Origin of the sequence: Agrobacterium sp. 10MFCol1.1, assembly GCF_000381165.1 — a bacterium.
GTDB classification, from domain to species: Bacteria; Pseudomonadota; Alphaproteobacteria; order Rhizobiales; family Rhizobiaceae; genus Agrobacterium; species Agrobacterium tumefaciens.
On record NZ_KB906073.1, the window covers coordinates 248,094 to 274,233 of the forward strand.

19 protein-coding genes are annotated in these 26,140 nt (G+C 59.6%); 1 reads left to right on the top strand and 18 read right to left on the bottom strand.

Annotation, left to right across the window (positions count from 1 at the left end; genetic code table 11):
* Positions 1–3 precede the first annotated feature (3 nt).
* From F617_RS0105850 to F617_RS0105885, 8 genes are all read right to left on the bottom strand, one after another.
* Complete coding sequence (locus tag F617_RS0105850; protein ID WP_019564710.1) at positions 4–1,542, bottom strand: hydantoinase/oxoprolinase N-terminal domain-containing protein; 1,539 nt, start codon at positions 1,540–1,542, stop codon at positions 4–6.
* Positions 1,539–2,615 carry a DUF917 domain-containing protein gene (locus tag F617_RS0105855; RefSeq protein WP_003506758.1) on the bottom strand — a complete coding sequence of 359 codons (1,077 nt, stop codon included), beginning with the start codon at positions 2,613–2,615 and terminating at the stop codon, positions 1,539–1,541. Before F617_RS0105855 ends, F617_RS0105850 begins: the two co-directional genes overlap by 4 nt.
* Before the next feature lie 115 nt (positions 2,616–2,730).
* Positions 2,731–4,326, bottom strand: a complete 1,596-nt coding sequence (locus tag F617_RS0105860) for an ABC transporter substrate-binding protein (RefSeq protein ID WP_019564711.1) — start codon at positions 4,324–4,326, stop codon at positions 2,731–2,733.
* A gap of 43 nt (positions 4,327–4,369) precedes the next feature.
* Entirely contained in the window at positions 4,370–5,503 is a 1,134-nt protein-coding gene (locus F617_RS0105865) for a DUF917 domain-containing protein (RefSeq protein WP_013761623.1), read from the bottom strand.
* Entirely contained in the window at positions 5,496–7,052 is a 1,557-nt protein-coding gene (locus F617_RS0105870; protein ID WP_026330690.1) for a hydantoinase/oxoprolinase N-terminal domain-containing protein, read from the bottom strand. The genes F617_RS0105865 and F617_RS0105870 overlap by 8 nt, the downstream gene beginning before the upstream one ends.
* Before the next feature lie 17 nt (positions 7,053–7,069).
* Positions 7,070–8,716 (bottom strand): ABC transporter ATP-binding protein, encoded by a 1,647-nt coding sequence (locus F617_RS0105875; protein WP_019564713.1) that lies wholly within the window; start codon positions 8,714–8,716, stop codon positions 7,070–7,072.
* A gap of 4 nt (positions 8,717–8,720) precedes the next feature.
* On the bottom strand, positions 8,721–9,602 hold the full coding sequence (locus tag F617_RS0105880) for an ABC transporter permease (RefSeq protein WP_019564714.1): 882 nt from the start codon (positions 9,600–9,602) through the stop codon (positions 8,721–8,723).
* A complete protein-coding gene (locus tag F617_RS0105885; RefSeq protein WP_019564715.1) occupies positions 9,602–10,630 on the bottom strand; it encodes an ABC transporter permease in 1,029 nt (342 codons plus the stop codon). Before F617_RS0105885 ends, F617_RS0105880 begins: the two co-directional genes overlap by 1 nt.
* Positions 10,631–10,766: 136 nt before the next feature.
* On the opposite strand from F617_RS0105885, the gene F617_RS0105890 reads away from it, so the two are divergent.
* Positions 10,767–13,118, top strand: coding sequence for a LuxR C-terminal-related transcriptional regulator (locus tag F617_RS0105890; RefSeq protein ID WP_019564716.1), 2,352 nt, complete (start codon positions 10,767–10,769; stop codon positions 13,116–13,118).
* A gap of 33 nt (positions 13,119–13,151) precedes the next feature.
* Here the strand turns inward: F617_RS0105890 and F617_RS0105895 are convergent, their stop codons facing one another.
* The 10 genes from F617_RS0105895 to F617_RS0105940 form a co-directional block, all read right to left on the bottom strand.
* Positions 13,152–14,465, bottom strand: a complete 1,314-nt coding sequence (locus F617_RS0105895; RefSeq protein ID WP_019564717.1) for an HlyD family type I secretion periplasmic adaptor subunit — start codon at positions 14,463–14,465, stop codon at positions 13,152–13,154.
* Positions 14,452–16,299, bottom strand: coding sequence for a type I secretion system permease/ATPase (locus F617_RS0105900; RefSeq protein ID WP_019564718.1), 1,848 nt, complete (start codon positions 16,297–16,299; stop codon positions 14,452–14,454). The genes F617_RS0105895 and F617_RS0105900 overlap by 14 nt, the downstream gene beginning before the upstream one ends.
* A gap of 14 nt (positions 16,300–16,313) precedes the next feature.
* The gene (locus F617_RS0105905; RefSeq protein ID WP_019564719.1) at positions 16,314–17,069 is read right to left on the bottom strand and encodes a hypothetical protein; all 756 of its coding nucleotides are present in this window, start codon (positions 17,067–17,069) and stop codon (positions 16,314–16,316) included.
* A gap of 105 nt (positions 17,070–17,174) precedes the next feature.
* Complete coding sequence (locus F617_RS0105910; protein WP_026330691.1) at positions 17,175–19,946, bottom strand: TonB-dependent receptor; 2,772 nt, start codon at positions 19,944–19,946, stop codon at positions 17,175–17,177.
* Between the two features lie 148 nt (positions 19,947–20,094).
* Positions 20,095–21,090, bottom strand: a complete 996-nt coding sequence (locus F617_RS0105915; protein WP_019564721.1) for a FecR family protein — start codon at positions 21,088–21,090, stop codon at positions 20,095–20,097.
* Positions 21,091–21,201: 111 nt separating this feature from the next.
* Entirely contained in the window at positions 21,202–21,702 is a 501-nt protein-coding gene (locus F617_RS0105920; protein WP_019564722.1) for an RNA polymerase sigma factor, read from the bottom strand.
* A 209-nt stretch (positions 21,703–21,911) separates the two neighbouring features.
* Positions 21,912–22,664, bottom strand: coding sequence for an ABC transporter ATP-binding protein (locus tag F617_RS0105925; RefSeq protein ID WP_019564723.1), 753 nt, complete (start codon positions 22,662–22,664; stop codon positions 21,912–21,914).
* The gene (locus F617_RS0105930) at positions 22,658–23,725 is read right to left on the bottom strand and encodes an iron ABC transporter permease (protein ID WP_019564724.1); all 1,068 of its coding nucleotides are present in this window, start codon (positions 23,723–23,725) and stop codon (positions 22,658–22,660) included. The genes F617_RS0105925 and F617_RS0105930 overlap by 7 nt, the downstream gene beginning before the upstream one ends.
* The gene (locus F617_RS0105935; RefSeq protein WP_026330692.1) at positions 23,722–24,861 is read right to left on the bottom strand and encodes an ABC transporter substrate-binding protein; all 1,140 of its coding nucleotides are present in this window, start codon (positions 24,859–24,861) and stop codon (positions 23,722–23,724) included. The genes F617_RS0105930 and F617_RS0105935 overlap by 4 nt, the downstream gene beginning before the upstream one ends.
* A 94-nt stretch (positions 24,862–24,955) precedes the next feature.
* A complete protein-coding gene (locus tag F617_RS0105940; protein ID WP_003511043.1) occupies positions 24,956–26,089 on the bottom strand; it encodes an ABC transporter substrate-binding protein in 1,134 nt (377 codons plus the stop codon).
* Between the last annotated feature and the right edge of the window lie 51 nt (positions 26,090–26,140).

A 26,140-nucleotide genomic window follows, 5' to 3' on the forward strand; every position in this document is an offset into this window, starting at 1 on the left:
CCATCAATGAAAGGCGATATCGCCGATAACACGCACGCGGACCCTGCGAGCGCCGCCAGGCAGATAGGCGATGGGAATATCCTCCACCTCAAGCGTCTTGAGGCTCGCGCGCTCCGCTCCCGAAGCGACCGCTGCGTTCTGCGCTTCGGTCTCGGCTTTCGCAAGGGCCTCGTCGCGGCTCAACCCGGAAAAGACCTGATCCACCTCACCGGACACCTGCGCCATCGCTGCGCCGAGCGCATTGGCAACGCCTGCATTTTCCACACGCAGCACCTCGGATGCGCCCGGCACCTGCTCCGGTATCAGGAATGCGCCGCCGCCGACCGCAACCAGCGGCACGTCTTCGGCTGATGTCTTCATCTGGTCGAAACTGTCGGCCACCATGTCGCGGATACGGTCGAGCGTCGCCTGCACGAATGCCGGATCGAGGCCCTTCACACGATCCCTGTCACCCATCTCGATCAGGCCTGCCGCAACGGCGATATCCGATGCCGTCAGTGTCTCGCCGCCGAAAACGCGGGCTTCGGTCAGGATGCGATACCCAACCGAGCGCGGGCCGATCTTGCCTGTCTGCGGGTCGACAATGGTGCCACCGCCCAGTGCTACAGGTAGAAGATCGGGCATGCGGAACAGGGTGCGGACCCCGCCAATATGGACAATATTATTTGCCTCACGCGGAAAACCACCGACAAGGCAACCAATATCGGAGGTGGTGCCGCCGACATCCACCACCATGGCATCGGAAAGCCCGGTGAGAAAAGCCGCACCACGCATCGAATTGGTCGGGCCGGAAGCGAAGCTGTGCACGGGGTTTGCGGCAGCTACATCCGCAAGCGCCACGGTGCCGTCATTCTGTGTAAGATAGAACGGCGCCTTTACACCTGCTTCGCGCAGCGCATCCGAAAATGCCTGTACCGTGGTCCTGCCAAGCGTCTGCAAGGCGGCATTCAGAAGTGCGACGTTTTCGCGCTCCAGAAGCCCGATACGGCCCAGCGTATGGGAAAGCGTGATGCGTGCATCGGGGATCACCGAACGGACAATCTCCGCCGCCCTCACCTCGCACTCCGTGGTCAGCGGCGAAAAGGTTGCCGAAATGGCGATCGAGGTAATGCCTGCATCGCGGATTTTCATCGCCGCTTCACGGATTTCATCCGGGATCATCGGCACCAGCGGACTGCCATCGTATTCATGGCCACCATGAACCATGAAGATCAGCGGATCGACAGCCTCGTAGAGATCCTTCGGCCAGTCGCACATGGGCGGCAGTGAAGAACCGGTCGGCAGCGCGATGCGGATGGCCGCAACCCGCTCCAGCCGGGCTCGCTCCACGACAGCGTTGGTGAAATGGGTGGTGCCGATCATGACCGCATCGATCGGGCGATCTGCCGCGCCGACATGGCCAGACACGTGAGCGAGGGCCGCCTTCACGCCGGACAGGACATCCTGCGTGGTCGGAACCTTGATCGAGGCAACGATGGCGTCTCCATCGATCAGAACGGCATCCGTATTGGTGCCGCCAACGTCAATACCGATGCGTTTCATGGGAATACCGATCTGAAATCAATGTCATAACCGAAGGCACGCGGGCCAACGGCAGCAATGCCGGCAGGCGTCGTCAAGAGTTCCGGCGCCGGCAGGGCGATAACCGTGACACGCTGGCCATAGCGCACCGATTCCGTGCCGATGGCGCTGCCCGAAACGGTGTCGAGAAGGCAGATCAAATCCGGCGTCATGGCGACCGGCTGGCCGTCGCGGAAGGCGACCGCCCACTCATTCTGGAAGGCAAGTTCCATGCGTGAGCCGCGATCGGCGTCGATGCCTTCAATGGTCGTACTGCCGCGCAGAAAGCCACCGGTGGTCTCGCGGGCGACATCCACCACCTTGCCGCGGAACAGCTGTTTGCCACCCTCATGGTTGAGAACCGCCTGAACCGGGTCATCATGGCGTGCACGCGCCTCCATCACCGCGCGCCCGAGTTCGGTCGCCTTTGTGACGGTGTAATGAATGCCCCATTCCTTCACTTCCTTGCCGGTGCGCGGCGCCTTGCAGGTGGCGGCGGTGGAACCAACTTCGGTGCAGACCTTGCGCGAGATGCGCTCCATCCATTTCCACGATGCAGCGCGCGTCACGATCACCTCATTGTCTCGTACATCGACGAGCGACAATGGAAACATCGGCAGATTGCCGATGGCGAATGAGGTCATCTGCGCTTCGGGATAAGCACGTCCCATGGCATCGGCATTGACGACGGGCCGGTCGAGCATGGCGGCGGCGAGGAAGGACGATAACGCATTCGAACCGCCGATTTCCACGCTCATGATCGCCCGGAAAGGCTTGCCGAGATAATCTTCCATCACCTCGACCGCGCGGGCAAGATGAACGGGGTCTCCCAGCCGTTCCTGACCAACAAGCGGTGCACCCATCTTGGAGACGACCGCAACCATGTCGTCATCAGCAAGCGCCATGGGGTCCATGACCTTCACCCGCCTGCCTTCGGCATAAAGACGGCGCAGATTGAGCGTCGAGATATAGGGATTGCCTCCACCGCCCGTTCCCAGAATCCAGGCGCCGGTGGCAAGAGGTTCGATGTCGTCTTCGGAAAATTCCTGGATCATGCGTCATCCTCGGGCATGCCGCAGCCTTTCCGGCGCAAGCGATGCTCCTTCCCTTTATCGTTCCAAGTCTCATCGGCCCCGCCCTGCGGCGGGACCGCTTTTCATGGGACGGAGATCACTCCGCCTTGCAGTCCCAATGGAAGTTGGAGAAGTTCAGGTCCCAGCTCTGCATGGGAATGAACTCGTAACCCTGAAGGCACTTGTTCGCCGCATAACGGCGGTTCGGCGCAACCGCCCAGACATCCGGTTGAAGATCGGCGATCTTGGTCTGCAGTTCCTTGTAGGTTACGTTCTGTTCGCTGGTATCGGTCGTGGCACGGACCTTGTCGATCAGCCCGTCGATTTCCGCGTTCTGCAGCCATTCCATCGACATCCATGTGCCTGATGCCTTGGAGTGATATTGGTTGTAGAACATCGCATCCGGAGACGGATAGGTCGGTGAGATATTCACCTGCGTCGACGCAGGCGTCGTTTCAGGCTTGGAGGAAAGCTCGACGATACGGTTCCAAGGCTCTGGCTTGATATCGAGCGTAATACCGATTTGCTCGAGGCTGGATTGCAAAAGCAGCGCCACTTCCGCCTCGAAGGCCAGCGAAGCGACATAGCTGTTGACCAGCGTGATCTTCTGGCCGGCATATTTCGACTTCGCCAGTTCTTCCTTCGCCTTTTCCAGATCGTAGACGCCGGGCTGAATATCGCCGTTATGCGCGTCCTTGAAAGCGTCAGATAGCGGCCCCTGCATGTCGAAACCGGGATAGATCACTTCCTGGATCGTCTTGTAATCCGTCGCATAGGCAATGGCGCGACGAACGTGAACGTCGTCGGTCGGGTAAACCTTGGTGTTGAGCTTGATGACGAAACCGCCGGCGGTGCGGGTCTGGATGAGCTTGTAATCCTTCATCCGGCCGATGGATTCATAGGTGTCGTTGCCAAGGCCGTGCGAGGAAAAGCCAAGTTCGCCCTTTTCAGCCAGCGCCTTGACGGTAGCGTCGTCGCTCGTCTGGACGAAGCGTACTTCGTCGATCGGCTTGCCCTTGGTCCAGCCAAGGAAATAGTCCGCATTGCGGGCAATGACCATATCGGCAGAACGGTTGTAGCTGATGAGCTTGTATGGGCCGGAACCGGCGGAATGTTCGCCCACATAGGCCTCGCCCCACTTGTCTTCGGGCTTGGCATTGGCTTCGATCAACGACTTGTTCAACGCCATCATCAGCGGCGTGGAGGCCATGAAGGGCGAAAACTGACGCTCGATCTTCATGACGAGCGTCGCATCATCAGGCGCGCTGACGTTTTCGGGCTTCAGCACGCCGACGATGAGGTTCGACGGCCCCTTGTTGATGCCGAGCAGGCGCTGCACCGACCAGACGAGATCGGCAGCCTTGACCGCCGTGCCATCCTGGAACTTCGCATCGTCGCGCAGATGGAAGGTATAGGTCAGGCCGTCTGCAGAAATATCCCAGGACTTTGCCAGATGCGGCACGATTTCGCCCTTGGCATTCACCGTGGTCAGGCCGTCATACATGTTCACGATAGCCATGTAGCCGGTATAGTCAGTCACTTTCGCCGGGTCGAGCGAGCTGAATATCTGCATGGTGTTGACCGCGACCGAAACCTTGTCCTCCGCAAAAGCAGCGGAAGAAACAAGCGGCAACGCGATTGCCGTGCCGAGCGCAAGCACGGCAAGGCGGGAAGGAAGTCCTGGCATTTTCATTGTCGTTCTCCTCTTTATTGCGGGTCATTTGCCCCGCTTATGGTTAGGCAGCCTTGCCGACCGGGACGGGCAGCGGTGAGAAAGGAATGTCCGGGTAACCGAAAGCCGCCGGTCCAACGACTTCGAGCGCGCGGGCGCTGCGCAGCAGATCGTGGCAGGGGATCGCGACCACGGCCACGCGCTGGCCGTAACGCAGGACTTCGGTGGTGATCGGGTAACCGGTATCGACATCGAGCAAGACGATCAGATCAGGGACGGTCACTTCCACCTTGCCGTCACGGCGGAACAGCAGGAATTCGTTCTGGATCGCCACGCTCGCCGTCTGACCCGAGCAATCGTCGAAGCCGGAAAGCTCGACATCGCCCACGGCGAAACCGCCGCGCAGATGGCGTTTCAGATCGGTGATCTTGCCGTTGAAGATGCGCCGTCCGCCTTCAAGCGCGCAGACTGCCGCAATCGGGTCTTCCTGCTGCTTACGGGCACGGATCACCGCCTCGCCGAGCGCGATCGCCTTGGTGTAGGTTTTCGGAATACCATACTGGTGCACGTAGTGGGCCTGCATCGGCGCGGTCGCCAGCATTGCGCCGCCGCCCTGAGAAACGACGCAGGCGCGGGCCATGCGCTCGTGCCAGACTTCGGAAACAGCGTGGCTGAAGATCACGGCATTGCCGTGCAGGTCGCACATCACCGATGGCGTCGAACTGTGGCCATAGATGGAGAAGGTCGTCATCTGCATCTCGGGGAAAGCCCGGCCCATGCCGTCGCAATCGAGGATCGGCAGGCCACCAAGCGCCGCCGTCACCAGCGGGTTCATGGAGTTCGAGCCGCCGATTTCCTCGCAGACGATGGCGTCTACCGGCGTGCGGATCAGCTCTTCCATGGCGCGCAGGCAACGCAGCCCCTCACGGCCCTCGCGAATGCGCTCCACGCCGACAACGGGGGCGCCAATGCCGCCGATGGACATGCAAAGCGCGTCCGGCTCGATGGCGTCTGTCGCAAGGATCTTCATCTCGTAACCGGCCTTCATGGCCTCGAGTGCAAGCAGCTTGCCCAGATAGGGATTGCCGCCGCCGCCAGTGCCGAGAATGCCCGCACCGATTTCCAGCGCGTCGAGATCTTCCCTCGTCAGCGTACGCAATGCCGCTTCGTCATATTTCAGCTTGCGCGTCTCAGCCATGGTTGGCTCCCATTTCTCCAACGACTTTCACATGAATGCGGGTGGCATTGCCGGGCAGATAGGCAAGCGGCATATCCTCGCGCTCGATGACTTCCAGCGTTTCGGCCACTGCACCAGCCGCAATCGCCTTTTCGCGTGCCTCGGCCTCCGCCTCCGCAAGCGCGCTTTCACGCGTGCGCCCCTCGATCAGCGAGAAGACGCGGTCCGTCTCGCCGCTAATCTGCGCGATCGCTGCACCCACGGCATTCGCCACCGCGAAATTCTCGGGGCGGATGACATCCAGATCACCGATACGGTCAGGCATGAGAATGGAGCCGCCACCAACGGCTATCACCGGCACCGGTGATGACGAGATGCGGCTGCGCTCCACACAGGACTCGAGCATGTCGTTGATCTTTTTGACTGCGGCATCCACCAGCCGCTTGTCCAGAGTGGAAACCAGAGCCTTCTCGCCCACGTCCGCCTTGCCGGAGGCGACAGCGATATCGGTTGCAGTCAGGGTCGTGCCGCCGAAGCAGAGCGCCTCACGGCGGACGCGGTAACCGACTGATTTCGGGCCAACGGTGAGGCCATGTTCGCCATTGACCACCAGCGAGCCGCCACCGAGACCGATCGAGAACACATCCGGCATGCGGAAATTGGTGCGCACGCCACCAATATCCACCGTCGTGGACGCCTGGCGCGGAAAGCCGTGCGACAGCGAGCCGACATCGGAGGTGGTGCCGCCGACATCCACGACCACGGCATCCTTGAGGCCGGTGAGAAAAGCAGCGCCGCGCATGGAATTCGTCGGGCCGGAGGCGAAGGTGAGCACAGGGAAGCCGCGCACCACATCCGCCGCCATCAGCGTGCCGTCGTTCTGGGTGATGTAGAACGGGCAGGTTATGCCCGCTGCCTTCAGCGCCTCGCCGAAAGCGGCAACGGTGCGGTCCGCAAGCGAAAGAAGGCTGGCATTCATGATCGCAGCACTTTCGCGGGCGAGCAGACCATGCCGGCCGATATCCTTGGACATAACCACCGGCAGGCCGGGGCAGCGCTCCTGCAGGATATCCTTCGCCCGCACTTCCATCGCATCATTGATGCCGCTGAAAACGCAGGTGACAGCCGCGGCCTTCAGGCCCTTTGCGCGGATATCGGCGGCGATGCGGACAATCTCGTCCTCATCGAGGGCTGAGATTTCGCGACCGTCGAATTCATATCCGCCGCGGACCTGATAACCGTGGTTACCAACGATTTCCCGGAGGTCATCCGGCCAGTCGACCATCGGCGGCAGGCCGGCGCCGGACGGCAGGCCGATCCGGATGGCGGCGACCTCGTCCATATGCCGCCGCTCGATCACCGCATTGGTGAAATGCGTGGTGCCGATCATCACGGCACCGATGTGTGCCCTGTCGATGCCCGACGCCTCGATCACCTTTTCAAGGGCTTCGATGACACCGGACGTCACATCTTCGGTGGTGGAGGCTTTCACCCCCGCCAGAACAGTCTTTTCCTGTAACACAACGGCATCGGTATTTGTGCCGCCGACGTCAATTCCAACGCGATACACGTCAGGCTCCTCTTTTATCAATCGGTCGTTTTTACGAGGAAGCGCATACGCTCTTCCTCTGTCACGGTGGGTTTCAGGCGCTCTTCCTCGTCGGTGACGACGGGGATCGCCGCGATAAGGGCGCGGGTGTAGGGATGCTTCGGCTCGGCGAAAACCGCAGACGTCACCCCTTCCTCGACGATCTCGCCACGCAGCATGATGGCGATGCGCGAACAGAAATTGCGCATCAGCGAGAGGTCGTGCGAGATCATCAGATAGGTCAGGCCAAGCTCTTCCCGCAGCTGCAGCAGAAGGTCGATAACGGTCTTCTGCACGGAGACATCAAGCGCCGCCGTCGGCTCGTCGAGGATGAGGATCTTCGGTTCAGCCGCGAGTGCACGGGCAATGGCGACACGCTGCTTCTGTCCGCCGGAAAGTTCATGCGGATATTTACCGAGATAGGATTGCGGCAATCGCACCAGCCCCATCAGTTCCTGCATCCGGCGTTCGCGCGCCTCACCGTCCATACCGATGGATTTCAACGGTAGGGTAAGCGTCTGCCTGACCGTGCGCTTCGGATTTAGGGAAGTGCCCGGATTTTGATAGACGATCTGCGTCAACCGCTTGCCACGGCTGGGAGACGGGGCGTCGACGACAAGATTGCCGGAGGTCGGGCGAGAAAGTCCCATGATCATCCGGGCGACCGAGGTTTTTCCAGAACCGGACTCGCCCGCAAGACCGAAAATTTCGCCGTCCTTCAGCGTCAGGTTCACGTCGCGCACGGCGTGGTAACCGTTGCGTCTGCCGTAAATCTTGTTCAGGCCCTCGATGGTAACGATCGGCGAGCGTGTGCTCTGCGCCAGATCGGCGACACGCGGACCGTAGAGCGGCGGCACCGCATCCAGCAGCGAACGCGTGTAGTCCGCAGCGGGAGCGTGCAGGATTTGCGTGCAGGGACCGGTCTCGACGATGTCGCCATGGTGCATAACCACGACCCGATCCGCCACCTTACGTACGACACCGAGATTATGGGTGATCATCAGCAGCGCCATATTTTCTTCGGCAACCAGCTGGTTGATGAGATTGAGAATTTCGTCCTGCGTGGTGACGTCGAGCGCGGTGCCGGGCTCATCCGCGATGAGGAGCTTCGGCTGATGCAGCAGCGCAAGCCCGATCAACACGCGCTGGCGCATGCCGCCCGAAAGCTCGGACGGATAGGCATTCATGACCCGCTCGGTATCGCCAAGCTGCACGCGGCGCAGAACCGCTGCGATACGGGTGCGGCGCTCTGCCTTGGACGAGTTGATGCCGTTGCGCTTGTCGGCAAAGCGCATGACATCATCGAGATGCGTGCCGATCTTAAAGACCGGATTGAAGGAAGACAGCGGGTCCTGCATGATCAGCGAAAACGCCGTTCCCTTAAGCGCCTCGCGTTCCCTTCGCGGCATGGCGAGCACATCCCGCCCGTCGATGACAATGGCGCCGGAGGCAATAGTGGCATTCTTCGGCAAAGTGCCGATGATCGCCTTGGCGGTGACCGATTTACCCGATCCGGTTTCGCCGATCAGCGCCACCCGCTCGCCGGCTGAGACTGTGAAGGCGATATCGCGCAGCACTTGGCGCGTGCGACCGTAGTTGGTGAAGGTGACGTTGAGGTTTTCGACTTTGAGAAGCGGTTCAGTCATGGCTTTAGCTTTCCACGTCGAACATGTCACGCAGGCCGTCGCCCAGCAGATTGAAACCCAGCGTCACGTAAAGCACGGCCGCGCCGGGGCAGAGGACTTCCCACCAGAAATCCGGCATGAACTGGCGCCCATCGGCAACCATCGAGCCGAGATCGGGAGTTGGCGGTTTGACGCCGAAACCGAGGAAACTCAGTGTCGCGCCAAAGAGGATGACGAATGCCGCATCCAGCGTCGTCTTGACTGATATGACCGAGACGCAATTGGGCAGAATTTCGCGAAAGAGAATGTGCAGCGGACCCGCACCTGCAAGACGTGCCGCTTCGATGTAGTCCTCGGATGCGATGGATTTCGACACCGAATAGATCAGCCGCGCATGCCAGGTCCACCATAGAAGCGTGATCGCGATCATGGCGTTCATCAAGGTGGGTTCCAGCAGGTTGGAGACCGCCAGCGCCATGACGAGGGGCGGCATGGCCAGCATCACGTTCGTCAGGCCGCTGATGATTTTCTCGGTCCAGCCGCCGAAATAACCGGCGACCAGGCCAAGCACGGTGCCGACCGGGACCGAGATGCCGAGCACGCCGATGACGAGAAGAAGCGAGACCCTGAGCCCGAAGACAGTGCGGGAAAAGATGTCGCGTCCGGCCTTGTCGGTTCCGAACCAGTGCTCCAGATCCGGCGGCATGTGGCGGGCACGGAAATCGACGACCGCGCCGATATGTTTGGGATAGGGTGTAAGCCAGGGCGCAAAGATCGCCAGAACCAGCACCGACAACAGGATCAGCGAACCGATGACCGCTGCCGGATTGCGGCTGAAGCGGTACCACATCATGTAACCGGCGCTTAAGCCCCGATCGGTGGGTTCGAGCATTTTCATATCAGCCATCAGCGAGCCTCCTTGCGGCGCAGGCGCGGGTCGATGATCGAGATCAGGACATCAACGATCAGGTTCGCAACGATGAAGAACAGGCCGGCCACCAGCACCACGGCAGTCACGGCATTGAGATCTTTCTGAAGGATGGCGTTCAGCCCGTAGGACGCGAATCCGCCCCAGGCGAAGACCATTTCGATCACGAAGGCATTGCCGATCAGCGAGGCGAATTCGAGCCCCATGATCGTCAGCGGCGCGATGGAGGAAAGCTTCAGCAGATAACGGAAGATGATGACCCGCTCCGGCACGCCGAAGCTTTGCAGGGTGAGCACGTGATCCTTGCGCTGGTTCTCGATCATCGAGGAACGCGTGATGCGGGTGATCTGGCCGATACCGGCCATGGAGAGCGCAAAGGCCGGCAGCGCAAGGTGCTTCATCGCATCCAGCACCACATCGAACCGTCCGGCAAGCGTACCGTCGATCAGGATGAAGCCCGTCGGGCCACCCTGCCAGCCAAGTGAATGATCGATCCTACCGATGATCGGCCAGCCGGAGAGAAAGCGAGCGGCCAGCAATTGCAGCGTGATGGCAAACAAAAAGCTCGGGATCGTCACGCCGGTGAGCGAGAGGATACGGCCGATATGGTCGAGCGGACGGTCGCGGTAATGCGCGGTGATGACGCCAAGCGGGATGGCGACGGCAAACATGAAGATGACTGAGACCAGAACCAGTTCGACGGTCGCAGGAACGGTCTGGGCCAGATCGGTGGTGACGGGGCGCTGGGAAACCAGCGAGAAGCCCAGGTCACCGTGCAGGGCGTTGCCGATATAGTCGAGGTATTGGGCGGCGAGCGGCTTATCGAGACCCATCTCGCCGCGCAGCGCATCAACTTGTTCCTGTGTTGCCGCAGGCCCGAGCGCCATGCGCGCGGGATCACCCGGCACCACACGGGCTAGAGCAAAAATCATGATGGACAGGGCGATCATGACCAGTACGAAAGCGCCGAGCCTGTTCAAAATCGCGACCAGCGGATGTTGCTGCATCGGTGGACCGTTCCTTGTGCATCAGTTTCCTGAGCACAAGTTTTCACCACATGTCCTTTTGAACAATCGCAGAAAGGTATAGTTTTTTGATAAATGAGTATAGGTTTTTGAATTCAGATCTCCTATCCCTGTCTGAATGACGCTTCTGCCGCGCACCACACTCTGCCGCCGTATTGCCAGCGAAACCGCAGGCGTGATCTTTCTGCGCGCGCCGGCGGGCGCCGGGAAAAGCGTTCTTATGGACTTGCTGGCACAAGAGCTGGGGACCGAGGTATGCCGGACGCACCAGCCCAGAAGTGATGAGGCGGCAAAAGGCTGTCTGCTATGGGATGTGCCGGTCTTCGCACGCGCGGTCCGCATGCCCGCCCCTATTCTGGAAACCGTGCGTTTCGTGGTCATCGCCTGCCGTCCGGATCAACGTATCAGCGGGCTGGCGCGGCAAATATTGCATCGTGGTTCGCTGACGATCGGAGCAAATGAACTGGCCTTTGGCCAAGATGAGACCGCGGGCCTTCCAACAGAACAGAAGCGTCTGGCGCTCCATGATTATGCGGGGTGGCCGGCCTTTCTGTCTCTCGCTCGCCTCGCCGACGAAAAACTATGCGTCGACTATCTGCGGGAAAATTATCTGCCGCATCTGTCACCGGCCCAGACGGTCGCGCTTTCGCTCTGGCTGGAAAATCCCTCGGCAGAACCCGACGCTGAATGGGCAGAACTTCTGCCGCCCTTCCTGATCGCAAACCCCGAAAAACACGACACACTGATAAGGCTTCTGACCGTGGCAGCGGGAGAACGTCTCGCCACATTACAGGCTGGCAGGGCAGTGGTAGAGGTCGCTTCCGCATTCGAGAAGGAAGGGCGGGCGCTTGCGGCAATGGCCATGTTGCTTGACCGCGGTTATGAGACCCACGCCGCGCAAATCCTAGAACGCGCCCATGGGCGCGAACTGATCTACCGAAGCAGCGTCGACAGGTTTCGTGAGATCATCATGCGGTTTTCGCAGGACATGATCGCGGCGAATGAAACAGTCCTCTTCGCCGTCACCCGCGCATTGCTGAAACAGGGCGAATTGCAACGCGTGCGCCATCTGCTTGGCAAGAGCCTCGGTTCGGATTATCTCGATCCACTCAAGGTGCTTGCCCGCGGTTCGCGTTTTTCCTTTGCCGCCCGCACCTTCCGGCTGAACCTGATGATTGCCGAGGACCTGACCCCCAATGACGCTGTGATAACGCGCCTCGGGGAATTCATGGCCGATTACCCCATGGACGATCACGGCAAATGGGCGGCCTATTACAATGCGCTGCTGGAATTCGAAATCCGCCGCCGTAATTTTCGCGAGGCCGAGGCCGCCGCCGCCCGCGCGCTTATCTATCTGCGCAAGATGGGCGGGCAGCCGCTGCTCGAATTCTTCATCCATCTGCACCAGATCGTCCTGCGACTGATGAGCGGTGATGTGCTCTTGGCCCGTCGCGCGGCACAGGATGCGCGCACAAGGTTGGAACAGGTGCCACACGACGCCGCGCAGGAGTTCCGAATGCTGCGGCTGGCGGAAGCCTGCCTTGCCTATGAGGCGGGAAAACCGCGCGACCTGTTGCACTTCGTCGAGCATGAATTCGACCACTTCGCCGCCGCCGAGATATGGCCGAGCCTGATGCAGTTTGCCCTGCATTATGCCTCGCAGGTGCTGATCGATCATTTTCCGATGACCGTTCGTCCGGGCTTTCTCGACGGCCTGTGGATTCACCTTTCGGAAGGCCTGCAATTCCATGCGATGATGGAGATCAGAACGGCCATTGCCTACCAGAACGCCAACCGCTGGGCGGATGCGGCAGCGACGCTATCGGCAATTCGCATGCCGATGGGTCGCAACTGGGTGGAGAGCGCGAATGAGGACCTTGCCCGGCTCACACGGCGCGACGAAATCGCCTATGTGATGGCCTGGCTCCGCGACGCGGTACATCTTTTCACGCCGCGCGCCTATCTCGCCCGGCAGATGGATGCAATGATCGCCAACCCCAAGGTCACCAACCGCGAAAAGGTCGCGCTCAGAATATGGCAGAGCTATGCCGCACACCAGCGTCGTGACAGTGCCGGCGCCCGCGCCCATATCCTCAACGCACTTGAATCGGCGACGCGCCTTGGCTGCAACGGCGTCCTGTCGGAGGAGCGCATATTCCTGTCGCCGCTTCTGAACAATCGCCGTATCCGCGGTTTCATCGAAACCTCTTCCGATGTCCGGAACGCGCTGTCGATTTTCGCCGCCTCGGTCAACTCGCCGCAGGCACGCGCCCTGCATGGCGGGCTTTCACAGCGGGAAGCACAGATGCTGCAATTGCTGGCCAGCGGCATGTCTAACAAGAAGATCGCGCAGACCCTCAACATCTCGGAAGTGACGGTAAAATTCCATCTCGGAAACCTGTTCCGCAAGCTGGATTGCAAACGCCGCGCGGAAGCGATCCGCGCAGCGAAAGCGCTGGGCTGGCTTTGATCTCAAGTCGTGACTGCCGATCAGAAAAGCCCGCTACTCTTCCCGGAAGGCGCGGTTGATCTGGTCCGTCAGCGGCTTGGCGATATAGGACAGCGCGGTGCGCTCGCTGGTCTGGATGAAGGCCTCGGCAGGCATGCCCGGCATCAGCGGCGCAGTGTTCAGCTTTTCCCGCTCGGCAACCGGTATGGAAATCCGCGCCAGATAATAGGAGAGGCCGGTCCTCTGATCGGTGGTGATATCGGCGGCGATGCGACTGACATGGCCTTCCAGTTCCGGCGTGACACGCTGGTTGAACGCGGTCATCCGCAGCATCGCTTTTTGCCCTACCTGCAACTGGTCTATATCCTTCGGCACGATCTGCACCTCGAGTGCCAGTTCGTCCCCATCAGGCACGATGAGCATGATCGGGTCGGCCGGCGTCACCACGCCGCCCACGGTATGCACCGCCATTTCATGCACCATGCCGGATTGCGGCGCGATGATATCGATGCGCTTCAGCTCGTCCTCCGCAGCGACCTTCCGCTCAACATATTCACCCGTCTGCGCCTGTATCTCGCGCAGTTCCCGGCCCACTTCGGTGCGCAGTTCCTGATCGATCTGCAGGATCTGCAGTTTCGTTTCGGTGATCCTGCCCGCCGTCTGCGCCTGATAGGCGATTTTTTCGCCACGCTCACCGCCAAATGTCGCGGCCTGGGTCTGCAGGCTGTTCAGCCGCTGCACGGACACGATGCCCTGCTCCCGCAAGGATTTCTGCGAGGTGATCTCAGCCTGCAAAACCGCAAGCCCGTTGTCGTAGGCGACTTCCTGTGCCCTCAATCCTTCGATTTCATGTTCGAACTGGGTGATACGCTCCACAAGCTGCGCTTTGCGCCCCTCGCGATAAGATTTGCGGAATTCGAACAGCTTGGTTTCGCTACGCATGGCGGAAGCGACATCGGGATCGTCCTTGCGCGCCACCAGAGCCTGTGGAAAAACGAGTTCCGGCAGATCGTCCCGTTCGGCCTCCAGCCTTGCCATGCGCGCGCTCAGCTCATCCAGCCGCTTGGTCACTATGGCGAGATTAGCGCGGGTCTGGGTGGCGTCGAGACGCATGACGACGTCGCCAGCCTTTACCCTGCCACCTTCGCTCACCAGAATTTCACCGACGACGCCACCCTTGGGGTGCTGTACCTTCTTGATATAAGAATCGACCACAAGATGACCGGACGCCACGACCGCGCCAGCAAGATTTGTCGTCGCTGCCCATCCGCCGACGCCGGCCAGCAGTGCGACGCTTGCGGCAAGACCGGCAAGAAGATGTTTGCGGATGGAGCGGGACACCTGCGTGCGCTGGTCAATTTTTGACATCCGTATCTCCTTCCTGCCTGTTCTCTTCGCCAATCTCTTGCAGCGCCACCGTCTTAGGCTGGGTATTCGCGACGACACGCAATGGTGAAACCGTGTGCGCGGATGCAGTGAAACCTTTCGCCGCTTGAGCATTCGGAGTGCGCAGCACTTTAGAGAGAACCTCGTCGCGCGGACCGAAGGCCTTCATCCGCCCTTCCTCCATCATCAGAATGAAATCGACGGCACCGATCGCGCTGGGCCGATGCGCGACGACGATGGCGATACCGTTGCGCGCCTTAACCGACGCAATCGCCCTGACAACGGCGGCTTCGCCCTCCGCATCGAGATTGGCATTCGGCTCGTCCAGCACGACGATGAAGGGATCGCCATAAAGCGCACGCGCGAGACCGATACGCTGGCGTTGTCCTGCCGAAAGCGCGGAACCGGCCTCACCTATATCGCTGTCATACCCCTTTTCGAAGCGCAGGATCAGTTCGTGCGCACCGGCGGCTTTCGCAGCAGCAATGATTGCGTCGGGATCGGGATTGTCCTCGAAACGGGAAATGTTTTCGCCGATCGTGCCGTCGAAAAGCTCCACGCCCTGCGGCAGATAACCGATATGGCGGCCGAGGGCTTCGCGATCCCATTGATCGAAGCTCGCACCATCAAGCCGCACCTTACCGGCGGCGGGCATCCAGGCTCCGGTGAGAATGCGCGAGAGGGTGGATTTTCCCGAGCCGGATGGGCCGATGACACCGAGCGCATTCCCGGCGGTCATGACGAAACCAAGGCCCGCGACGGTCGGTTTTCTCTCTCCCGGTGGAATGATGGTGACGTTTTCGACTTTCAATTCTCTCTCAGGCTTCGGCAGTGCCATTGCGGTCGCCGTTACCGGCATCTGCGCAAAAAGCTCCCTTAGCCGCGCCCAGCTCTGGCGGGCGGCAACGAAGGACTTCCAGTTAGATATGGCAAGATCGACGGGCGCCAAAGCCCGACCCATCATGATCGAACTGGCGATCATCACGCCGCCTGAGGCCTCCTGCTGAATGACCAGCCATGCGCCGACCGCCAAAATGGCCGATTGCAGCACGATCCGCAGGGATTTTGCGATATTGCCGAGGCCGCCGGCCACGTCGCCCGCCTTGCGGTTGGCGGCGAGATAAGCCTCGTTGGAGATTTGCCAGCGTTTGCCAAGCCGGCCGCCGAGCCCCATGGCCTGCACGACTTCGGCGTTGCGGCGCGAGGCTTCCAGCTGCCGGTTGCGCGCCATGTTTTCGACCATGGTGTCGCGGATCGGCTTCTGCGAGAACATATTGGTCAAGATGGTCAGGGATATAAGCAGAACGGCACCGGCAAGAGCCGTCACGCCGATCCAGAAATGAAACAGAAAACATATGCCAAGGTAGAGCGGCATCCAAGGCAGATCGAAAAAGGCGGTCGGCCCCGTGCCGGACAGAAAACCGCGCACGTTGTCGAGATCGCGCAGCGGCTGCAGGCCGTCCCCCGGCATGCGGTTGACGAGCGGCAGGCACACCACCGCATCATGCACCTTGCCGGAATAGCGCATGTCGAAGTCCTCGCCGATACGGATCAGGACCCGGGCGCGGATGATGTCGAGCAGGCACTGGAAGCCATAGAGGCCGAGCGCAAGAATGGCGATCCCGACAAGTGTCGGCAGACTGCCGCTGGCCAGCACCCGGTCGTAAACCTGAAGCATGAACAGGGGCGACGTCAGCGCCAGGATGTTGACCACACCGCTGACGAGCGCCACACCGAAAAACGTGCTTTTAAGGGGCGAAACAACCGCCGCAGTGAGGGACTGCGGCGGTGTCTGCTGGTGGTTTTGAAAGCCCACAGCCTGATTTTCCTTTAAGCGGCAAGCGCCGATGCGCTGGCGAAAATGAAGTCCGATGCGTCCAGTACGCTTGCATCGACACCGTTGAGCGTGATGGATACGGACGTGTCTGCTGCCGAAAGGATAACGGCATTTCCATTATCGTTATACCACAACAAATCATTCACCGAAGTTGCACCCCAGGCGGAAACATCAAGCGTATCCGTACCATCCTGATAACCGTAGGTTCCGGTCGGGCCGGCGTTCACGACGTCATTGCCGCCGGAGAATACGAAGGTGTCCGCGCCGGCAAAGCCCGTCAGGGTATTGGAAGCGGCCGTATCCTCGACCACCGTGCCGGTGGCCGCGAAGTAGTCATAGAAGCCGGCCAGAGAGCCGAAACGGGCAAGCTGGTAAACGGCGAGATCGAGAAGATCGCGCGCGCCTGCGAGCGAGTAGGAGCCGTCGGGATCGATCAACAGTTCCTGCTGGCTGACGGCGATGCCGCTAGTGGACTGGCTGTAGCCGGTGCCGAGAACGATGCTGTCGACCGAACCTGTCAGGTTGCCCTGGGAGTATTGCAGGGCACCGCTCATGACAATGCCCTTGCCACCGTTGCTGCCATCGCCCCACGCCTCATAGGTCGTGTTCGGATCGATAGTGGTAGTGGCGAGAGAGCTGGTCTGAGCGTCGTAGAACGCACCATAGGTCGAACCGAAACCGCTCGTCCAACCGTTGAGGTAACCGATCAGGTCGGAGGAAGACTGCGTCAGTTGAATTGTGGTAGCCATAGGTGTACTCCTTTGCTGGCCAATAGGGATACCTTTGTCATGTGACGAAGGCGTTTCATCTCCGGGACGGGCTGCAACCCCAGCCCGGAGAATTTCTTCCGCGCATCAGAACTTCACGTTCATCGTTGCGATAAATGTGCGGCCCGGCGCGGTATAGGCACTGGCTGCCGGGATGTATTTGCGGTCGGTCAGGTTGTTGACCGCGAAACGAAGCGTCGCCTTTTCGTTGAAGGCATAGGAGCCGTATAGGTCTACCGTCGTGTAGGGATCGGTTACCTCCCGCAGATTACCCTCCGTATCGAGCGTCCGCGATTGCGTCGGCGTGACATGGTTGAGCCGTGCGCCCAAAGAGAATTTTTCCTCGAAGAAACGCATGCCGCCATCGAGCGTCAGCTTCACCTTGGGTGCAACATCGCCCGGCCATGCGACGATCTCGCCGCTTGTCGTGGTCGTGCCGTTAGAGAAAACCTGGGTCTTGTCCGGCCAATCGGTCTTCAGCAGCGTCGCTGAGCCACCAAGCCAGAAGCTTCGGGCATCGTAATTGCCCTCGAATTCAAGGCCGCGCATATAGGTCGTGCCGTCGAGATTGACGAAGCTGGTATAGGTCCGATCCGCCACCTGATCCGTGACGAGATAACCGAGAGCGATGTAATCCTTCACCCCACGGCGAAAGGCGGCCATTTTGATGCGGACGGAATCGTTGTCCAGCAGCACGCCGTCAAAGCTCATATTCGCGCCGATTTCGTAGGTGGTGGCTTTTTCGGCCCGCAGGGATGTGTTCGGGGCATATTCATATCCGGGGCTGTCCCCCGGACGGGCACCGGCAAAGAGAGCCTCGAGAATTGTCGGCGGACGCAGGCTTTGGGAATAGCTCACATAGGGACGGAACCAGTCGACGGGTTTCAGTTCAATCGTGGCGGAGGGTAGCCAGGCACTGTAGGTGCGATCGATATCGACATTGTGCTCCGGGTATTCGGTAACAGGTATCGGTGGCGTAATTGTGCCAGTTCCAGGCATGCAACCTGCCGAAGCATTAGGCCAGGCACGCGCCAGATAAAGCGCGTAGCGCGCAGCCCAGGACGGGTTGGCGGGAAGGAACACCTGATTGAAATAGTCGAGAGGTGTGTAATGGTTGCCGACTGGATCGCAGGGGACAGAGGTGTCTACGAGATAGCTGCGGGTACTGTAATAAGTCGCCGATCCCTTCAGGCGTGACCAGTCGTAACGCACGCCGCCACTTAGCGTGATCCAATCCGCCGGCTCCAGCTCACCGTTTAAAAACAGGCTCGCGACATCGCGCCGCCCGGCGGGGCTGAAAGCCGTGTAGCTGGTAGCAAAGGAGGGGTTTTCCTTGATCTTGGAGCTAATAGCAACGGATGTGGCTATATCCCGGAAGGCTTCAGCCCCATAATTTAGGCTGAGCGCACCCGCCTTGGTGTCGAAACGACTGGTATTTTCCAAGTTGCCACCGAAGCTGCGCAGGCCCATATCTAGATTGGTCTCCACCGCATAAGTGCGCGCCGATCGCAACTCGTGCGTCATATTGTCGTTCAGCCACAACGACGATTTGAAATCGATGAGTTCGCTTTCGGGGTCCCAGTCCAGCTTCGCGACGACGCTGTCGTTGCGTACACTTTCCCTGTCGACCACGGTGGACGCACCCTGAACAAAATCATTCTGCTGATGCATCCATGACAACGAAGTCTGCACATCCCCGAAGTCACCTTCGCCCTTGAAAAATGTCGACCAACCGTCCCTGCCGAGCAGGTCCTTCATCGTCAAAGCGGTGCTTCGGGCCTCACCCTTGGTTCCGATCTTGTATTCATCCATGATCGTGCGGCTGTAACCGGCAACAAAGGAGAGAGGGCCATTCGGCTCACGAACTGCGGCCAGAACCGAACCCTGAAAATCGTAACCATTGGTGCCACGGGAGACATTCACCTCAGCCCCCTTGTTCGCACCCTCGGGGATCAGATCGGCGGCGCTGACGGTACGGAACTCAACCTTCCCGCCAAGCGAACCCGCGTTACCCGACCTCGCATTGGTTATTTTCTCGATCTCGACAGCACGGATAAAGGCGACATCGACGTAACCCTGCCCGGCGCTCGCGGTGTAACTCGTGGCGCCGCCGAAAGCTGCGCCACGCTGCGCATTCTGCCGCGCACCATCGATGGAGACGACCACGCGGCCGCTTTCCTGCAAGCCACGTATATTGGGCGAAACGGTAGGGAAGCTGCCGTTGCCCTCACCGGCGTAGACGCCGGAGACGCGGTTGAAGACATCGCGCGTGTTGCGCACGCCGGCGGACTGGATCGCCTCGCGACTGACGACGCTGACACTGGCGGGTGTTTCATAAACCCAGTCGGGCGTTCCCTGATAACCGGTGCCGGCAATGGAATTGCGTCCGGTTTTTCCCGTCACGGTAATTTCTTCCAGAACGGTGGTGCCTTCCGCCCCGGAAAGATCGGCAGCGGCCTGCCCCGAGCCTATGACGACGGTTCTGCCATTTCCGGCAAACCGGAAATTCACGCCCGTGCCTGCCAGAAGCCGTGACAGCGCATCCCGCACCGTAAAACTGCCGGTAACGGCATTGGTGCGCACATTGCCGGCGGACGGTGTGGCAAGCGTAACCTGCAGACCGGATTGCCGCCCGAAAAAGCCGACAACGGAGGACAGCGGCTGGGCGGGAATATTAAAAGGCCGCGTTGCACCCTGCTCGCCACCGGAGCGCTGACCATTGGCGGCATTCGGTCCGCTCTGCGCAAAAGCCGGTACCGACATTGAAACGACCACCGCCGTTGTCGCCAAAAGCACCGTCATACGTGCCGGCTTTGCCGCGTTTTTCCCTGAACCGTTCTTACGTATCTGGAGGCGCATACTGCTTTTGTCTTCCTGTCTTCGCTCCGGCTATATCTTGACCGGATTACTCAACAAAAAGACGATTGCCTCGGCAGTTTTTTTCAGGGTTTCGGAGAATTTTTTATAAACGACTGAAAATAAATACGATTTTTTGTTTTATTGCGCTTCAGAAACGGGTGATGATGCGGGCAGTATTGGCAATCGCATGCACCTTGCCCTTATAGGGTTCCACCAATGCTTCCAGCGCACGGTCCGGATCGCGAAGATTGTAGAAGCCAGTCACACGCTGCTCTGCAAGCGTCTTGTCCGCCATCGTCAGCCATGCGGGATGATACCGCTGGATTTGCTCGACGACAGAACCGATCGTCGCATCCACAACGTAAAGCTCGCCGTTGCGCCAGCCACCAATATCCTCGACGGGAACGGTCTCTTTCCGGATTGTACCGGAGGCGTCGACAACCAGCATCTCACCCGGCACCAGCCGCGTTGGTGGCGCGTTGCGGAAGGAAGCTTCCACGGAACCATGCGCAAGCGCGACTTGCGTCACGCCATCCGTCATGTCGACATCGAAAGCCGTGCCGAGCACTTGGACGGTCAGGTTTTTCGCCTCCACGACAAAGGGACGGTCGCTATCCGGCACGACATCAAAAAAAGCTTCGCCCTTCAGCACCTTCACATTACGGCGGCCATTAGCAAAATCAGTGGTAAGCGCACTTGCCGCGGCAAGCTGCACCCTGCTGCCGTCTTCAAGGGTTATGGTGCGGCTCTCTGCGGTACTGGTCTGATATTCGGCCTTGATATGGACGAAAAGCGTGGGAACGAACAGCACCGCAAGACAGAGAGACACTGCTGCCACCGCCATGCCGGCATAATGCCGCAAGGACCAGCGCCGTCGCGATGCCTGTTTTCCGGCAACGCCAGGCAGGTGCGGCGCGTCTTCCCAGAGGCTTTTTAAACCCGGCTCGACCAGACCGAGATTCCGCCAAGTCTTGCATGTCCGCTCCCAGGCCAGACGATTTGCCGGCGAAGCAGCCAACCATCGATCAAATTCCGCCTTCAGCCGCGGTTCCGCCGAACCCGTCTGCAGGCGTATCAGCCAGTCGGCAGCCTCCTCCGCCTTCCCGGTCGGCAATGTTATTTTTTTATCGGGATCAATTGTCATTGAGCCGGTCAGTTCCTTTGACTGGGCGGAGGAGATGCCTCGTCTTCCGTGTTGCTTTAAAGACGTTTGAGGGAGAACTTTTTTTCACAAGATGAAACAATAAAGGCTATTTTACTGCATTTCTTTGGTAATGGCGGCAATACTACTCTTAATCAGACGGTGGGCGCTAGCCACGGATACGCCGAGGTGACGGGCGATCTCTTCCATATTGTAGCCGCCAAATCTATGCATTTCCAATGCCACACGCGCCTGAACCGGCAGAGAGGCCAAAATAATCTGCATCTGCCGGACCTCGCCGCAGAACAGGGCATGCTCTTCTGGTGTGCCGTGACCCTGCGGTATGCCCCAGAACGGGGTATCGTCGGGCCGCTCCCGCAGGTCCTGCCGGTTGCGGCGGCGATTATCGAGGGCGAGGTTGCGGACGATGCGGAAAAGATAGGATTTGAGGTTGGAAGGATTGCCGGAACCTTCGGGAACGAATTTCAGGAATGCCTCCTGAACCACGTCCTCCGCGTCCGCCCGCGACCCTAAAATAAGCGTGGCGTATTTGATCAGGTCAACCCTGTGCGCGACGTAAGCGTTATAACGCTTGTCATCTTCCCGTATGCCCATGTCTCAACCGAGAGAAATTTCAAGGATAAACGAAACTGCAAGCCCCCAAACGACAAAGCAGTTTTCCCGTCTAAACCTCTAGCACCCAAACTCTCGACCGAACAGCTATTTCATGACTATTATTATCAAGAATTTGTGCGGTCGCGGGTCCTGCAACAGCCAGAGACTCGCAGACCCGGCGGCAGGCGCGGCCGGGTCCTGTGATAGCGTCAGATTGCGCCGTCGACTATTACCATCGGCCTGCCCTGCGAACAGGTTTCGATGCGCGCATCGATGCGGTAGATATCGCGCAGCATGGCCGGAGTTATCACCGTCTCGGTGCTGCCGCTCACCACCATTTCGCCGCGCGCGATCACCATCGTATTCTCGCAATAACGAAGCGCATGATTGAGGTCGTGCAGGGCGATCAGCACGATCATGCCAGTCTTCTGGGCAAGGTCGGTCACAAACCCCAGAACCTCGACCTGTCGGTGGAGGTCGAGAGCAGATGTCGGCTCGTCCATCAACAGCACCTCCGGCTTGCGGGCCAGCGCCTGCGCCAGGGACACAAGCTGCCGCTGACCGCCAGACAATTCGCCGAGCCCCCGGAAGGCGAGATCGTGGATTTTCAGCGCCTTGAGAATGGCGTCGATCTCAAACAGCTCATCGTCGTGAACACGCCACCCGCCGCCCTGCTTGGCGGACAGAAGCACGGATTCGTAAACCGTCAGCACGGCGTTGGCGCCGGTGTCCTGCGGCATGTAGCAGATGGCCCGGTTGCCGCGTGCCGTATCTGACAACTCGACAAGCCCGGGACCGGAGATCAAGCTGGCGATGCGCTTGAAAAGCGTGGACTTGCCGGCAGCGTTCGGGCCAATAACCGCCGTGACACTGCCGCTTTCCAGCGTATCGATGCCGACCTTGGAGAGAACAGTCGTGCGGCCGTAGGCAGCGCCGACATCCTTCAATGCGAGCGCTACCATGCGCGTCTCCTGTTGCCGAAAATGAGCGCGAAAAAGAACGGTACGCCAACCAGCGCCGTGATGACGCCGATTGGCAGAATTGCGCCGGGAATGAGTATCTTGCTGATGACAGAGGTTGCCGAAAGCAGCAGCGCCCCGCAGATCACCGAGCCCGGCAGGAAGAACCGCTGATCTTCGCCTACCACCATGCGGGCTATATGCGGGCCGACTAGCCCGACGAAACCGATGGTACCAACGAAAGAAACCGGAATCGCGGCCAGAAGGCTGACCGTCAGCATGGTCTGCAGCCGCAGCCGACGCACATTGATGCCCATGCTGGCTGCCTTGTCGTCACCCAGCCGAAGCGCCGTCAGCGCCCATGCGTTGCGCATGAACATCGGCACCGTAACGAGAAGAATACCACCGGTGATATAGACCTTTTCCCACGTGGCCTTGGTCAGGCTGCCCATGGTCCAGAAAACGACGGCGGCGAGCGCCTGTTCGGAAGCCAGATATTCAAGCAGCGACAATGCGGCATTGAAGGTGAACACCAGCGCGATGCCGAGAAGGACGATAGTCTCCACGGTTACGCCGCGCATCGTCGAGGCAAAATGAATGAACAGGGCGGCAATCATCGCCATGATGAAGGCGTTGATCGGCACCATGTACTGGACGGCACCGGGAAAGATCGCAACGCCGCCAACAAGGGCCAGCGCGGCGCCGAAACTGGCAGCGGCCGAAATGCCGAGCGTAAACGGACTGGCGAGAGGATTGGACAGGATGGTCTGCATCTGTGCGCCCGCAACCGAAAGCGACGCGCCGACGGTGACCGCCATCAGCGCAATCGGCATGCGGATATCCCATATCACCACCCGAAGCTGGTTTGCAGCAGCAGCCGGATCGGCAATCGTCGCCAGAACTTCTGATATCGTGTAGCGCGCCGGACCAAGTGCCATGTCGGCAGCCATACTGAAACAAAGGGCGATGAAAAGCCCGAAGAGAATAACGATCCTTCGTGCGGCAAGGGCGCGATATTGATCGCGCCCACTCACGCCAACGGCGATTTCATTCAACGAACTCATTCATTCGAACCTTTTTCGAGGGATGCGAAGTAGCCCGGCTTGTAGGTGACGGGCAGGAATTTCCGGTGAAAGTCCTCAAAATTCTTCTCGGGATCGAGATCGGCGAAGAGCTCGGGATGGAACCACTTGGCGAATTGCTGGATCGGAAAGAACTCGTAGGGCGCGCCGTAGAACTGGTGCCACACGGCATGGACATTGCCTTGTTTGACAGCCTTCAGTTCCGGAAACGGCGTGCGCTTCATCAGGTTTGTCAGTCTTTTACGGGAAAGAGCCATGTCGGCTCCGCGTCCAACGGGAACGAACTGGTTGATATCGGATTCAGCCGCCCAGTTTGAGCCGGTGACGATGACATGATCCGGATCGGCAACGACGAGCTGCTCGGGATTGAGATCGCCGAACGTCGTCTTGATGATGCCGTCGGCAATATTATGGCCGCCAGCGAGATCGACCATCGCGCCGAAATTGACCGGGCCGAAGGTGCGGCAGCAATTGTCTTCACCGGAAATGCCGGGCGCGCGCTCGATGAAGACGCCGGGACGCTTCAGGTCCTTGACGCTGGCGAGCCGGTCGGTCACGCGGGCGATTTCTGCACGGCGATAGGCGATGAATTCCTTTGCACGCTCTTGCGCGCCAAACATTTTCCCGAGAATTTCAATCGAGGCTTCGCTGTTCTTTTCGGGATCGATACGAAAATCGAGATAGACGATCTTGATTCCGGCGGCGGCGGCCTTCTCTTCGAAACCACTTTCCTTGGCGGATTTTTCCGCTTCCAGATTGAGGGTGATCACGTCAGGCGAAAGGGTAATGGCCGTTTCCAGACTGAAATCGCCCTGCGGCACATAACCGAAGCGCGGCAGTTTTTCGATCTGCGGAAAGCGCTCGACATAGGCGGCGTAGCTGTCAGGGTCCTTCTTGAGGAGATCGTCACGCAAGCCGACAATGGTGTCGAAGGTCTGGTCGCCCTTGAGCGCCGCGATGACGTGGATCTGGCGCGCCTCACCGACGATGACACGTTTGACCGGCAGGTCCAGCTCGACCTTGCGTCCGGTGACATCGGTGATTTCTCCGGCATAAGCCGGTAAAGCGAGAAGAGACAAAGCCAGCACCGCAAGATGCCTGAGAGCGTTAAGCCGCATGAGAAGTCCTCTTAGTTCCAAAAGAAAATGATGAAGCCGCATGGCTGCGGCTTCATCCATCGATCGGACGGCGCTCCCCTTCACCGTCCCTGTCTTATTTCGTGTCCTTCAGCGACACAAAGTAACCGGGCTTGTAGTCGAGCGGCAGGAAGCGGGCATGCAGCTCCTTGAAGGTCGCCTCGGGGTCGAGATCCTTAAAGAGGTCCGGGTGCAGCCACTTGGCGATTTCCTGAATGGCCACGAACTGATACGGGTTGTTGTAGAACTGGTGCCAGATGGCGTGGACATTGCCGTTCTTGACCGCCTGTACCCCGGTGAAAGCCGGGCGCTTGGTCAGGTTTTCAAGCTTGCGGTGGGCTTCCTTCATATCCGCGCCATAACCGACACCGACCCAGTTGCCGCCGGGAACATAACCGTTCCAGTTGCCACCCGTGATGATGATCTGTTCCGGATTGGAGGCGATGATCTGTTCCGGATTGACGTTGCCGAACGTGCCGGGAATGATGTCCTTGGCCATGTTGATGCCGCCGGCGAGTTCGACCATCTTGCCGAAATTCTCGTTGCCGAAGGACATGCAGCAATCGTCGGAATAACCGCCGGCGCGTTCGACGAACACGACAGGCTTCTTCGGATTGGCCTTTTCGAGCGTATCGGTGACCTTGGCGATGGAGTCCGCGCGGAACTTGATGAAGTCCTCGGCGATCTTTTCCTTGCCGGTCAGCTGGCCCATCAGACGCATGCTCGGCTCGGTGTTTTCCATCGGCTTTTCGCGGAAGTCGACGTAAACAAGCGGGATGCCGACCTTTTCGAGCTTCTCGATGTAACCGGCCTCCTGCGTCGCGGTCTTCGCGTCGATGTTCATCAGGATCACGTCTGGCTTCAGCGAAATGGCCTGCTCGATGTCGAAGGTGCCGTCTTTCATGCCGCCAAAGGTCGGCAGCTTGGCAATATCAGGGTACTTGGCAAGATAGGCCGCATAGGTTTCCGGGTCGGCTTTCGCCAGGTCGTCGCGCCAGCCGACAACGTGCTGGAAAGGGTTTTCCTTGTCGAGCGCCGCCAGGAAGTAGATCTGACGGCCTTCGCCGAGGATCACATGCGAAACGGGCACATTGACTTCCACGTCGCGGCCGGTCACATCCTTGACGGTGACCTTTTCGGCCAATGCAGGCCACGCTGCGGATACGAGAAGGCCAAGGGCAAGTGCCGCGGATTTGGCTGAGATGCGCATCGGATATTGCTCTCCAGTGTTGACTGGCGCGGCTGTATTATTTTCTGACTA